The organism is Aequorivita antarctica, from assembly GCF_007997155.1.
Classification (GTDB): Bacteria; Bacteroidota; Bacteroidia; order Flavobacteriales; family Flavobacteriaceae; genus Aequorivita; species Aequorivita antarctica.
In genome coordinates, this window is sequence record NZ_VORT01000005.1 from 261,706 (window position 1) to 275,472 (window position 13,767).

Annotated in this window: 14 protein-coding genes; 12 read left to right on the top strand and 2 right to left on the bottom strand. The window is 32.5% G+C overall.

Annotated features, from left to right (window positions below; all coding sequences use genetic code 11):
• Position 1: 1 nt before the first annotated feature.
• From ESU54_RS09300 to ESU54_RS09320, 5 genes are all read left to right on the top strand, one after another.
• Positions 2-283: a helix-turn-helix domain-containing protein gene (locus ESU54_RS09300; RefSeq protein ID WP_111845997.1), complete on the top strand. Its 282-nt coding sequence runs from the start codon at positions 2-4 to the stop codon at positions 281-283.
• A 906-nt stretch (positions 284-1,189) separates the two neighbouring features.
• Entirely contained in the window at positions 1,190-2,377 is a 1,188-nt protein-coding gene (locus ESU54_RS09305; protein WP_111845998.1) for an AAA family ATPase, read from the top strand.
• 3 nt (positions 2,378-2,380) lie between these two features.
• A complete protein-coding gene (locus ESU54_RS09310; protein WP_111845999.1) occupies positions 2,381-4,870 on the top strand; it encodes a S8 family peptidase in 2,490 nt (829 codons plus the stop codon).
• Between the two features lie 26 nt (positions 4,871-4,896).
• Positions 4,897-5,142 (top strand): DUF2188 domain-containing protein, encoded by a 246-nt coding sequence (locus ESU54_RS09315; protein ID WP_111846000.1) that lies wholly within the window; start codon positions 4,897-4,899, stop codon positions 5,140-5,142.
• A 450-nt stretch (positions 5,143-5,592) separates the two neighbouring features.
• Positions 5,593-7,020, top strand: a complete 1,428-nt coding sequence (locus ESU54_RS09320; protein WP_111846001.1) for a hypothetical protein — start codon at positions 5,593-5,595, stop codon at positions 7,018-7,020.
• A gap of 158 nt (positions 7,021-7,178) precedes the next feature.
• Here ESU54_RS09320 and ESU54_RS09325 read toward each other — a convergent pair whose 3' ends face one another.
• Positions 7,179-8,183: a S1 family peptidase gene (locus tag ESU54_RS09325; protein ID WP_111846002.1), complete on the bottom strand. Its 1,005-nt coding sequence runs from the start codon at positions 8,181-8,183 to the stop codon at positions 7,179-7,181.
• Between the two features lie 339 nt (positions 8,184-8,522).
• On the opposite strand from ESU54_RS09325, the gene ESU54_RS09330 reads away from it, so the two are divergent.
• The 6 genes from ESU54_RS09330 to ESU54_RS09355 all read left to right on the top strand — a co-directional run bounded on the left by ESU54_RS09330 (position 8,523) and on the right by ESU54_RS09355 (position 12,863).
• A complete protein-coding gene (locus tag ESU54_RS09330; RefSeq protein ID WP_111846003.1) occupies positions 8,523-8,765 on the top strand; it encodes a hypothetical protein in 243 nt (80 codons plus the stop codon).
• A 4-nt stretch (positions 8,766-8,769) separates the two neighbouring features.
• A complete protein-coding gene (locus ESU54_RS09335; RefSeq protein WP_111846004.1) occupies positions 8,770-9,186 on the top strand; it encodes a protein-export chaperone SecB in 417 nt (138 codons plus the stop codon).
• Positions 9,187-9,192: 6 nt separating this feature from the next.
• A complete protein-coding gene (locus ESU54_RS09340) occupies positions 9,193-9,753 on the top strand; it encodes a hypothetical protein (protein WP_111846005.1) in 561 nt (186 codons plus the stop codon).
• A 320-nt stretch (positions 9,754-10,073) separates the two neighbouring features.
• On the top strand, positions 10,074-11,138 hold the full coding sequence (locus ESU54_RS09345) for a DNA-binding protein (RefSeq protein WP_111846006.1): 1,065 nt from the start codon (positions 10,074-10,076) through the stop codon (positions 11,136-11,138).
• A gap of 2 nt (positions 11,139-11,140) precedes the next feature.
• Positions 11,141-11,569: a type II toxin-antitoxin system death-on-curing family toxin gene (locus ESU54_RS09350; RefSeq protein WP_111846007.1), complete on the top strand. Its 429-nt coding sequence runs from the start codon at positions 11,141-11,143 to the stop codon at positions 11,567-11,569.
• Between the two features lie 247 nt (positions 11,570-11,816).
• Entirely contained in the window at positions 11,817-12,863 is a 1,047-nt protein-coding gene (locus tag ESU54_RS09355; protein WP_111846008.1) for a lipid A-modifier LpxR family protein, read from the top strand.
• A gap of 135 nt (positions 12,864-12,998) precedes the next feature.
• On the opposite strand, the gene ESU54_RS09360 is transcribed toward ESU54_RS09355, so the two are convergent.
• Positions 12,999-13,211: a hypothetical protein gene (locus ESU54_RS09360; protein WP_146848109.1), complete on the bottom strand. Its 213-nt coding sequence runs from the start codon at positions 13,209-13,211 to the stop codon at positions 12,999-13,001.
• 237 nt (positions 13,212-13,448) lie between these two features.
• Between ESU54_RS09360 and ESU54_RS09365 the strand changes: the two genes are divergently transcribed.
• Complete coding sequence (locus ESU54_RS09365) at positions 13,449-13,766, top strand: helix-turn-helix domain-containing protein (RefSeq protein WP_111846010.1); 318 nt, start codon at positions 13,449-13,451, stop codon at positions 13,764-13,766.
• The last annotated feature ends 1 nt before the right edge of the window (position 13,767 follow it).

Consider the following 13,767-nt stretch of genomic DNA (forward strand, 5'->3'; position numbering starts at 1 on the left):
TATGTCCGGACTTTCAGAAAAAGATATAATTATAGCAAATAAGATAGCTGATCGTATAAAGGCTTTGCGTATAAATGATTCAGGATTAAGACAAATTGATTTTGTTGAAAAATACAATATTGAAAAACAAGAAATTAGTCGTTGGGAAAACCAAGTTTCCAAAGATTTAGTATCAGGAAAAATTAAAGGCAGAGGAGTTACCGTCTATACAATAAATCGGTTTTGCAATTTGATTGGTATAAGTTTAAAAGAATTTTTTGATGATGATTTGTTTCGCATATAAAAAATCTCTTATAGTGACTTGATTCATTATAATTTTTTCTAAGGCCAAAACTTTATCTCTTTGCAGTCAATTTCTTTCTCAATAGCAATTAAGTTTTAATTGGTGTCGCTAGCAACAGAATTAAATTTGTAAACAATGATATTAATTTATAAAAATTATCTTTAAATTTGCTTGAACTTATCCAACAAAAAGCCCACTTGCTGTAACAAGTGGGCTTAAAGAGGGGGAAGGTTTTGGAAGCCTTGCCAGTTCATTTGTAGATTTCCCTCATTAGGTTTGGACCCTATTGAGATGACACAAAACATACATTAAAACTTCTCTAAAAAATCTACTCAAATAACTTGGGTACATTCTTGTCGGTAAAGATAATTCCATTCTGTTAAGGAATCTTATTTTTATTTAGAACTATATTAACCATTCATCAACATATGAAATGTTAATAACTCCAATTTTTTGTGGAAAAACTAGATTTAATTTTATTTTATCGAAAAATATCCTGCGTCTTTAATATTTATAACTTCTTATTGAGTCTTCCTGCCTATTTCCTTTAAAAACACCGTATATTTTAATTTTCGATTATCCTAAAATTATTGTGCAATAGAAATAAGCGAATATTTAAGTATTGCGCATTGTCACATGCCAATCTTCCCATCCACATAGGGAACGACCTAGCCTTTTGGCTTCGCTTAAGGTTACTGAATAGGTATCTGTTGAACAGCTTGAAAGAACTCTACAGTCTTTATTATAATAGTATTTTTGATTTGTGCCTCCTTCCTTTTGAATTATTATAAAGTATTTTGGAAATAAAATACCTTAAAAGGAAATTAATTTCAAATTTTGGAAATAAATTGTTGTTTTAGGAAATTATTTTAATATATTTGCTATAAAATAAAATCCCTCACAAAAATGATAAAATATTTCAATATAATACAGGCTTTAAGCAGGACGGCATTGGCAAATCCCAATGAAGCAATTTTGCATCAAATCCAAAGATTAAAAGATAGCTTGGAAAAAGATGGTCATAATAAAGAAGCTAAATCTTTAGATGGTTTATTGCTGTCTTCAAAATACAGTATGGATATGTCACCTAGTAAAATCCAAAAGTCGTTCGTAATAACTAGGGGGGAATCCCTTACGGTTAAAACCCCTACACCTGTTGACAAAGAAACTTCAACCCCTTTAGCAGAAATATTCTTTCCTTTGGATATGCCTCCTGAAATACCTCTTCTAGATGACAATATTCAGCTGGCAATTCAATCAATTGTAAATGAATGGATGAAATTTGATCAACTTTCGGAGATTAACGCTATGCCTGCCAGTTCGTGCTTAATATACGGCGCCCCTGGAACAGGTAAAACTCACTTAGCAAAATGGATTGCCAAACAGATAGGACTACCAGTAGTTTTGGCGAGATTGGAAGGCTTGATGTCTTCCTTTCTTGGAACAACCTCGCGAAATATAGGGAACTTGTTTGCCTTTGCTAATAGATATAATTGTGTGCTTTTACTTGATGAATTTGATGCAATTGCCAAATTACGTAATGACCCACAGGAAGTTGGGGAGGTAAAGAGGGTTGTAAATACCTTATTACAAAGTCTTGATTCTCGACATGAAAAAGGATTTACCATAGGGGTAACTAATCACGAAAGTCTTTTAGACCCTGCTATTTGGAGAAGGTTTGATATACAAATAGAAATTCCCAAGCCCTCTCCAGAAGTAATGGTTCATCTACTTGGAAAATTCTTAAAGCCACTGGAGTTCCAGGAAAATGAGATCAAATTTTTAGCGTGGTGCCTTGAAGGGGCATCTGGTGCAGATGCTAAAATTTTGTCTAAATGGTTTAAAAGAGCATTTGTGTTAGAAAAAGAAAATAGTATTGTTGATGTAATGAGACAGTTTGCATTACTTAATTCTGGGAGAGTGAACATACATAAAAGAAATATTATGTTGCATAGCGATGAAGACTTTATAGCTATGCTGTTGAACGATAAGATATATTCGTTTAAACAAAAAGACATAGCGTCCCTATTTGGAATAACTCCTTCTTCATTAAGTAAGCAATTATCAAAATATAAAGATTCAGAAAAAAATTAAGTTATGGCAAATAGTCCTGTTCAAATAGTTTTAAATACCAATGATTTTATAGAAGCGTTGGAAAATAAAGGCGGAGGCTCCTCTAAGGATTTTTTTGCCGATAATGACCTGGCTTTTATTGGACATCGCAATAATCTACAAAAACAACTTAGTGAGATTAAAAACCTGCAGTTAACAAGCAGTTTTTCGAAAATTTCTTATGCAAAAGTGACTTTAAAACCAATTGCTTTAGCAAAAAGTCACCGACCCACATCTCAATTGTTCAAAAGAGATACTGCGCCAATAGTTGGGGCAGGAGATTTAGGAGAATTGTTTGTAGAATTAACACCTGAAGGAGTTAACACTATCAATACTGCAGTAGGCCAAGCTGAGACAGAAACCCGATATAAAGAAAATAAGAAAAACGGGAAACTTGAACCTAACCCTTCGAGGCTTAGAAGTGAAATTGGTGCTATTCAAAATATTATACCTTATACTGCAAGTGACAAAAGAAAATTCTCAGTAAACGAAGCTCTAGAATGGTTTTCTCATCCACAAAGCGGGGGTTCTTACTTAGTTGAGCTATTTGAAGCACCACCACAAAGGCAAGATTGGGATTTACTAAGTACACATAAATTCCAACTCTTTAAAAGTTTTTTCGACCGATTGGAGAGTATTGGAAACGGACTAGTCGTATCCAGAGTTATTACAGGAAGCGGAGCAGCAGTAATATTTGGCATCAAATTAGAGAAAAGTTCCGCTACACCCATAATACACCTTTTGCCTGCTACTTCGTCATTCGGTAAATCAGGTGAAAAAAAACAAATTGAGCTGGATGCAGGAAAGCATCACGAACTACTTGATTTTTTAGGACAGCATCCTTTAGTTAAAAGAATTATGTTGCCACCAATTATCACTCAAAGTATGAATTCCCACCCTGTAAAAAGAGGAGATGTTTATGATGTACCTCCGATAAAGCCGGAAAATTCGTATCCAAAAATATGCATAGTAGATGGTGGTGTTTCTGACATTTATGGAGATTGGATTGAAGACAGATGGGACTTGATAAGTCATACAGACAAAGACGAGAGTCATGGAACTTTTATAGCCGGACTAACAATTGTAGGTCAAACTTTAAACGGAGATGCTATTTGTAAAGAAGTAGATGGATGTAAAATTATTGATTTGGACATCCTGCCTATTCCGAGTAAGTACGACAATTATTTTCCGCGACCTTTCCAGTTTTTTTCAGAATTGGAGAATGCAGTTGAAGACCTAAAATCAAGGACTGGAGTTAGGATATTTAATTTTAGCATGAATGTAGAAGAGCATGCTTCAACTACTGGATACAGTCTGTTTGCACAACTTTTAGATAAAATTGCTGAAGAAAATGATGTTGTGTTTGTTATTTCAGCGGGAAATACAAAGTCCGTCGATATGAGACGTGAGTGGTCAAATGATGCTTTCGAAGCAGTGAAAATTTTGGCTTCATCACGAAATGACACGATAAAAAAACCTGCCGAAAGCTGTAGAAACGTTAGTGTAGCGGCACTTAATCCTCCCAATTTAGAAGGAGTAATACCATATGCCTTGAGCAATTATAGCTGTCGAGGGCCTGGCTTAAGGGTAGGTCTTAAACCTGATTTTGCTCATATTGGAGGCTCTGGAACGATTCACCCAGAACATGGGCATGGTTTATTGTCTTTAGATATCGGTGGGAAAATTGTCGATGGTTGCGGTACTAGTTATGCAGCACCGCATGTAGCAAAAACTTTAGCTAGTCTTGACCATTCTATTGAAGGTAATGTATCTCGTGAAACTTTAATCGGTCTCGGGGTTCATCATGCGGTTTTACCAGAATCGCTAAATGATAAAAACTTAAGAAACATTACAAAACATTTAGTGGGCTTTGGTGTCCCTAATGGTTCTGATGAAATCTTAAATGGTAATGCGTCTAGTATAACTCTAGTTTTTGCAAATCGGATTATAAATAGGCATAAAATGAGTTTTAAATTCTCATGGCCACCAAGTTTAGTAAGCAATGGAAAGTGTTTTGGACATGCCAAACTTACCATAGTGAGCACACCAAGATTTGATTACAAGTACGGGGCTGAATTTGTGAGGGTAAATATTGATGCTGCATTAAGACAACAACAGAATAATGGTCACTATCTCGGTCGTTTAAAGGCGATTTATACGCCAGATCAGGGGGATGGCAGTTTATTTGAAAAAGATCAGATTGAACATTCGTTTAAATGGAGTCCTGTAAAAGTATATGAAAAAACCTTTCCAAGAGGTGTTGGTCCAACTACCAATTGGAGTCTGGATGTTGAGTACCTGGCCAGAGATGGTGTTACTATTCCTGCAGATGGAGTGCCGTTTACCGCTATCTTAACAATTTCTGACCCGAATGGAGAGAAACCAGTATTTAACGATATGCGACAAATGCTACAATCATTAGGAGTTCAAGCCGTTGATATAAAAACCGCAGCACGTATTGTACCGAGAGTTTAATTTTTAAATCTAAATAATATATTATTATGGCAAATTATCACGTTACACAGAAAAAAGGACAAGATGGATGGAATGTCCAAAAAGAAGGAGGCCAGAGGGCCTCAGCAATTGTAAATACACAAAAACAAGCAGAACAACTTGCTAAACAATTTTCATCAAATAATGGTGGAGGTGAAGTAAGAATACATCGGCCAAATGGTGGACCTATACGAGATAGTGACACTGTAAAGCCGGGGAATGATCCAAAATCAATAAAAGATACGAAGCATTAAAAACGAAGTAAAAAAATTGGAACTAAAACACTAAGCGAAAATCACTTGTTAATTCTGTAGCGGAGATAAAAGCCCACTCTTATGGTTTTCGGTAATGGGTGGGTTTGTGTTTGTTTTATATGAAAGAAAATATTTTAAATGATTATGAATTGCAATTTATACAGTTATATCATAAATTTTATAGTTGATTTTTTTTATTACAAAAGAAGTTTTTACAACAATATTTCCGGGGATTATTACGGGTCTTTTTCTTGGAATAATATTCTTTTTTATTAAGGATTACCTCTTGATATAATAAAATTTATACAGATTATTAAGTACATTTATTACAATATAATTGCTTATCTGAATGAAACGCTATCTTATCATTTAAAAACATTCATCGAATTAGCGACAAAAATGGTTATATGGCACCGTTAGTTTCAATCCTACCCAACAATTTTTAGCAAAGTGAAATCCTCAACAAAAAGAATTGAAAATAATAAATCCTTCAATACTGAATTAAATTTTATTAAGAAAATAAATGAAATTGAAAATATTGAGTTAAAAGAAGCTAACTCTCGCTATCTATTTGCTTTATTGAATAGAGAAGAACTTAAATTTAAACTTGAAATAAGCAATATCTTTTCAGAGAACGATAATCTTCAAGAACTTTCTTTTTCACTTGAAAATAAAACCTTCATAGTTAAAGAGTTTAATGATGTAGGCAAGAAAACAAAGATATCTTCAGAGAGTGGTGTCCAACTTCTTACATCTATTGATTTAGACACATTTCACTCAACTGCATTCCTAAAGAAAGGGTGTTATAAAGCATTTTACCCTTTAGAATTAGAGGATATTAAAACCTTTCATAATGAATTTGAGACAGTGACCTACCAAAGAAACGGCATTGAACATTTTTATGATTGCCTGAGGGTTACGATCGAAACGCGTGAATATGATGTGACCCAAATCAAAGATGAAAATCGAGGGTATTATGTTTTTGATTGTTTGCAAGATCAAACTTTTGAAGATTTTTCAGATGCCTGTTACTCAATTCAACAAGCCATAGGATTTATAAATAAATTAATGGTAGGTGGAGAAAAATTCGTTTTCGATGATAGTGGTGAGTTTTATTATTCAAACTATATTAGACCGACCCTTAGAGGTTTGTATTCTCCAGTATTTTCAAATCCATTTTCAAAATTGGATATTGAAAGAAGTGTTGCAGAAGAAATGGTTGGTATATTGTCAAGAATTTCACTTGAGGACTTATCGAGCCTAGCAACTAGAATACATCAAAACCCTGAGTTCTCAGTAGTAATTTTAATAATCTTAGAATCAACTTCAATTGCATCCCTGTTGCTAATACCCTCATCATTTGCCGTAATTATTGAACAGCTTTCCAAACATCTGAATGTTAAAGAAGTTGGGCTTGATAAGCCAATTGATGATCCAGAGCTGGAGTCCACTATAATTGATGAGCTGCACCAGGTTATCGACAAAAACAAGAAAGGTTTTACCCCCGAAAATATTCTAAAACTCAAAAGAAGGCTTAATGGCATCAACAGGCCTACGAATAAAAAAGCGTTGACCAATAATGAGAAACTTACTCGACCTTTTGAACAGCTAGATATAGAGTTAACTTTACACGATATTTCTATAATTGAGCATCGAAATGATTTGTTCCATGGGAACGTTCTTTTAAATACAAACCAGAGCAGAGATGAAGAAACCACTAATTTATATATGGCTTATGTTTCTGCAAAACTCTTTACACTCATAAGTAAGCTTATTTTAAAGAGCAGTGGGTATGGTGGCTATATTTACAATCAAGCAAAGTATTTAGAAAGCAAACTTGGCCTGAAAACCAATGAACAATATTTCGATAAAATATAAACCTCTTGCTGGTGCGGGCGTCTCGCCCGTTTTTTCCCCTGTCTATCCAATAAATAGGATTACATAAAAAGCTTAACATTGCCTATTACTTATTATCTCAAATATGAAAAGCTTACGGCAAAAAGAAATAAAGATTTAAAAAAAATAAAATCGATTATTTATTGTCTTTCTTTTCCCTCTATAAATTCGTATAGAAGTTTAAAGATTGTGCTGGTGGGTATAACAACAATATAGGGAAGTTTACCTTTTTCAATAAGTGCTCCTTTTTCAAATAATTCCTGAGCAACCATACCTAGGACTTGTCCTTTTTCATTAATAACGGGACTTCCACTATTACCAGAAGAGGTTTTTGCTGAAATTAAAAAAAGTTTATTTCCAGAATAATTTTCAATATGTGAATTTATTTCACCTTTATGAATAACTTGGTAGGCCGCTTTTGACATTGGAATTGAGGGATATCCAATGGTAATAATTTCTGAAAGTATTTCTTGTTCCTGCGAAAAAACAAATTCGGAAATTTTTGATAAATCAACTTCAATTTCCAAAAAAGCTACATCTTCATATTTGTTTTCATATAAAATTGAAAATTTAAAACTCTTGTCATCAACATCCAACAATCTGAGTTTTTTAGCCTTTGCTATTACGTGTTCATTTGTTACTATAATATTTTTGCCAAAATCCTTAATTAAAAAACCAGTTCCTATATCTATTTTATCATTTTTATCCGTATTCTCAATTTTGAATACAGAATTTCTATATCGTTCAATAATATATCTGGTGCCAAATAATATATTTGGTATTAAACCTTGGAAATACATATGTGTAGTGAATTTTGTATTTTCTTGATATACTTTAGTATTTATGATTGGTTCTAAATCTTTTAATAAACCACTTTGAACCAATACTTCAATAGTATATAAAGGAATGTGTGGTCTAAATTCTTGAGCCCCGGTTCTTAGCTTATATTCTCGATAATATTCGGGTTTAAACATTCCCAAAGTTATTTGATTATGTGTTCCTAAATGAGTATGTTTTTTACATAAAAAATCTACTATTTCATTAAAATAGTCTGGATTTATCGTTTTTGATAAAAAGAAGGTTGCTATTTCTTGAGATAAATCTTGGTGATAATAAAGTAAATTCTGGAGTCTTTTAACTAACATTTTAATCTTTTTATGTTTTAAATATAAAATACATAAATTTAATATTAAGGTTGATGAAAATTATAGAAAACTCGATTAATAATGACCTCGCTGATTTTGAAACCTATAAAATCATTATATTTGGAATTCTCCCCCTTTGCCCTCCGAAGCTTTATGCGTAGGTGGAACCATTAAAATGTACGCTCTTACGGTTTTCCGTAATGGGTGGGTTTGAGTTTGTTTTATAGCATTAGTATTATATAATCTTTAAGATTAAAAGTATTGTTATGTAAAACAATTCTTTTACTTTTGTTTTGTAAAAGCTTATAGAAACTTAATAAATTTAAAATCACAGAAATCATGAACAACATTTTAGAGGATTTAAAAAAGTATTTTCGTGATACTCCTCGTGAAAAAGTTATGAAGGATTGGGCGGAAACCAAAATGCAGGCTCCGCGTGGAGGCCCTACTCTTAGAAGGTATCTAGATGCGTCTAAAATCTTCTATCGATGTAAAAAAGAAGAATTTTTTGTCATTACGGAAATAAACAATATATTAGTAAACCCGAAGTATCCTTCGGGTTTTTCTTTTTTAAAAATTTAAGATTATGGCTAACCAGGCTTCCTTCCAATTGAACGACTATATTTTTAATGAAATTATGTTGCGTTTTGACAAAGAACTGCCAAAAGAACTTACCGTTGATATTATGCCGAGTGGTATATTTCATATAAAAAATAATTCATTTGATTTAACTATCGAATTTATTGCATTTAAAGATAATGACACAAAAAATCCTTTTATTAAAATAAAATGCAACGGGAATTTTTTGTTTCAAAACATCAAATCACAAGATGAAATTCCTGAATATTTTTACTCAAATTCAATCGCAATATTATTTCCATATCTTAGAGCTTTTATAAGTGTTCTGACACTGCAATCTAATATTCCCCCTTTGGTTTTACCTACTTATAATCTATCCAATTTAGAAAAACCATTAAAAGAAAACACAACAATTAACGAATAGATTATTTTGTCAAAAAAACTTTATCAAGCACTTAAAGATAAAGGTAATCCCAAAACAGTTATTGATGAGGGGCCCTTTATGTGTACTACCGATGAGGCTTGGTTGGGTCATGGCTTTTATTTTTGGGACACTTTTGAGCATTTGCCACATTGGTGGGGAAAATCAAAACTTAATAACTCATATATTGTTTGTAAAGCAAAATGTGATTTTTCTACTAAAGAATGTTTTGATTTGGTTGGAGAGCCTGAGCATATGGATTTATTTGGTTCAATTGTTGAAGTTATGAATGAAGAAGGACTATTAGATGAAAGTACGACTGTTGCTGAAGTTATTTACCATTTAAAAGATAAATTGGGTATATTCCATTGGAAAGCATCTAGGGTAATAGGAGTATTGTCAATTTCTCCAAAATTATATAGTCATTATACATTTAGAATGATTTTTGAAGTAGGTCATAAAAGTTTTTTAGATTATCGTCCTGCAATTCAAATATGTTTGTATGAAAAATACGCTTTAAATTTTAGGGAGTATGAAATAGTTTATCCTCAAAAATACTTAACTGAATAATCCCGCTGGCGCACTTTTAAAAAGCGTGGCTATTTAATGTTGCATTTGTCATGCCCTTTCCGGTATTTTGAAATTGGCAAAATCATTATATTTGGTATTCTCCCCGGTTAAAATGCCCACTCTTACGGTTTTCCATAATGGGGATGAGTTAATTTAGGCAGCGAAAAAGCCAAATAAAAACAATTACTTTAAATCAATAAGGTTTGAGGCAATCTTCTTTTTTAATCTTATTCAAATATAGACTACCATAATTATTTTTAAGAATCCGTATCTTTGATGGAGAAGATAATACGGTTATTTACTTAATCAATAAATCATACATGGATAAAAATCTTACAACTTCAGACCTGCATAGAAGAAACATTCTGAATAATAGGTTTGCGTTATTAGAGATTGAGAAGGAGGTTGCTTTCCCTGGAATTCCATTTGAGGCTACCATAAAATATACAAAGAAACAAATAGCAGATTTTTATGATATTGATGTTAGAACTATTGAAAGGTATATAGATCAACATGAAGAGGAGCTTCTTGCTAATGGTTATGAAGTTTTAAAAGGCAAAAGACTTAAAGTATTTAAGAAGGTATATTCAGAGATAGTAACTAATAGAGATGACAGCAATCCTATTAATGGGGATGTTACCGACATTGATGTCGGAGACATCTCTAGAGCTCCTAGTCTAGGGGTATTTGACTTTAGGACGTTCCTTAATATAGGAATGCTTTTAACTGAGAGTAATAGAGCTAAGCAACTGAGGTCTCTAATACTGGATATGGTAATAGATACAATTAATGCTAAGATAGGTGGCGTAACTAAATATATTAATCAGAGAGAGGAAGAGTTTCTACCAAGTGCAATTAGGGAGTTTAATTATAGAGAAAATTTTACTAGAGCATTAGATGAATGCATAGTAGATAATAAGTGGAAATATGCCCAATTTACTGATGCTGTTTATAAGAGTATTTTTAATGAAAATGCAAAAGAATATAAACAAATATTAAAATTGAAAGCTACCGACTCTCCAAGAGAGACTATGTATTCTGAAGTGTTAGACCTAATAGCTGCTTATGAAAATGGATTTGCGGACGATTTAAAAACGAAGTACGAAGAGTTAGGACATAAATTAACTATTCCTCAAGCCACACTTCTTTTTGGCGAATTCGAATTAAAGGGTCGGTCCATTTTAAAACCGCTTCTGGAAAAGGCCCGCACATTAATGGCTAGTAGGGACATGGCCTTTAGAGATGCATTACACGAAAAACTCAACAAATATGTTACGCATCTAAATGAAACAGAGTTTGATAAATTCTTGGGCAAGCATAGTATTTCATTAGAGGAAAGATTGAAGGATAATATTGATGTTTTTAAGCGACTAAAAAATAGGTGAAAATGGGATTCAACTATTTTACCGTTACATATGCAATTAAAGAACACGATTTTATTATTGAAGAATCTGGGGGTGCCCATGGTATTAATTCTATAGGATTATTACAAAGTATTCTGGAGCATATACAAAACGATCTATACTATCCCGAATTTGAAGATAAAATTTCACACTTAGTCTTTTCGGTAAATAAAAATCACGCTTTTAGTGATGGGAATAAAAGAAGCAGTATCGCGCTCGGGGCTTATTTTTTGGAAATTAATGGTTTGGAGTATTGTATCGATAGGTTTATTATTGAGATGGAAAATATTACCGTACAAATAGCAGATAACAAAATTGAAAAAGATTTACTTCAGAAAATTATTTTTTCAATAATCAATGAAAATGAGTTTAGTGAGCAATTGAAACTTGAAGTTATTGAAGCAATAGCTTAAAATTGTTGATTTGATTAAATACTATCAATTTTGAATCCCCTCTGGCGCGCTTTTTAAAAGTGTGTCTCTTTATTGATACATTTGAAGTGCCTTTCACTGATTTTTGAAACCGACAAAATTATTATATTTGGTATTCTCCCCAAAATGTTGTTGAAGACGGCATGATAAAATCGCCTAAAGAAATTGATTTTTTTTCTTATTTGATATTATTGCATTTGTAACTTTCAATACCAATATACCTAAGAAAATGAAAATATTTATTCTGTTATCCATCTTCTTGTTAATTAATGCAAGTACTTATGCCCAAGACGATAGTGTTTTTTTCTACACCGACGAAGATCTTAAGCCATTTCTACAATTTTCAAAGGCAAATGATCAAAATTATACAATGGGCTTAGGGTTTGGGTATGCATCACCAAAACTTAATGGTTCCTATATTTTTAAGCCCGTAGACCTAATTGACCGAATCTTCATACCTGAAAAATTTCGCAGTAATGATAGCTTACTACCGGCTAGTATCACATTGAACGGAACTGCGTTTACTCCAGATGAATTGAGGGAGAGTAACGTCATTACTGAAGATCGCCCTTACGCTTTCTTATTGTATGTATCTACCCAAAAACTATACTTAAAGGATAGATCAACCCTTTCAACGGAATTTATTTTCGGCATATTAGGGTTAAACCTTGGAAAATGGGTCCAGACGGGGATTCATAAACTTATGAACGATAATAATACTCATGAACCCTATATTCCAAGAGGATGGCACAACCAAATTTCAAACGGAGGTGAGCCTACATTCTTGTACACAATTAATTACGAAAGCTTGGCATTGCAAAGTTCATTTTTTGAGTTTAAGTATGGAGGGCAAGGAATGGTTGGATATTATACTTGTGCAAATATTCAAGCATCCGCTCGTTTTGGTTTGCTTGATAGTCAAAAATGGGCGCAAAACTATAGTCCATTGGGAAGTGGGAATAAAATTTTCAAGAATATGAAGGATGAAAAGAAGTTTGAATTTTTCTTATTTGGAAGTATTAAACCAACGGCTTTCGTTTATAATGAAATGTTAAACGGAGGATTTAGACATTCCAATCATACACTAAGTTGGAATCAAGTAAATCATTTTCTATTGGAATGGAATACAGGGGTAGGTTTGAGCATACCAACTTGTAATAAAACTAATAGTCTCGATTTATTTTGGACTGTTAATGCTGGTAGAACTAGTGAAATTAATACAGAACTGTCTAGGGCACATGAATGGGGAGGAATTTACGTAACTTATACATATTAGTAGATATAATTAAGAAACTGTTGTATAATCTTATAAATTTTAAGAACAAAATTAAAATAAGCCGCTTTGAGCAGCTTTGCTTTTTTTGGGCATTCTAAAAATGAAATAAATAGCTGTTCTATTTAACAAAAACTTTTATTTGGTTTTCTCCCCTTTGGTCACCGAAGCCTTGTGCGAAGGTGAGCCTTTGGCCACCGAAGCTTCTTTATGCATCGTAGTTTTAACGAAGATGTATAACGTAGGAAGGTCAGTTAAAATGCGCTTGTTACTGTTTTCCGTAATGAGTGGGTTTGCCTTTGTATTAAATTTGGAAACTCTACAAAGATTTTTTTTTAATGATTTGGGCATAGCCAAACAGATTGATGGGATAAACCTAATAAAAGTAGGGATATTAGCAAGTTAAGCACAAGCACACACAATTTCAATACTAACTTAGCATATTTAAATAGTTATCGCTATTTTTTACATATAACTACGACTATATTAGTAGTTATTTAAAATAAATAGTATATTTGAATAACTTATGATATATTAATAGTTATTCTATTTTATTATTATTAACTATTAACATTTAAATACTTAAAAATGGAAAATTGGTTATTTCTAACAGAAAAGGAAATTATTGAACAAATTGGTCAAAGACTAAAACTTATAAGATTGCAACACAATTTGACTCAAAAGAAATTGAGTAAAGATATAGGCTTAAGTGTTTCAACGATTAGTCTAATTGAACAAGGAAACCCAACATCAGTTGAAAGTCTAATTAGAATATTAATCAGATTAAATAGAATAAAGGATTTTGAATCAGTCTTTAGAGTGGGAGAAGATTTAGAATTAAAATTGAAGTTTGAAAAAGCCAAACTCAAATCAAAAAGAAAAAGAGCCTCAAATAAAATCAAATAAA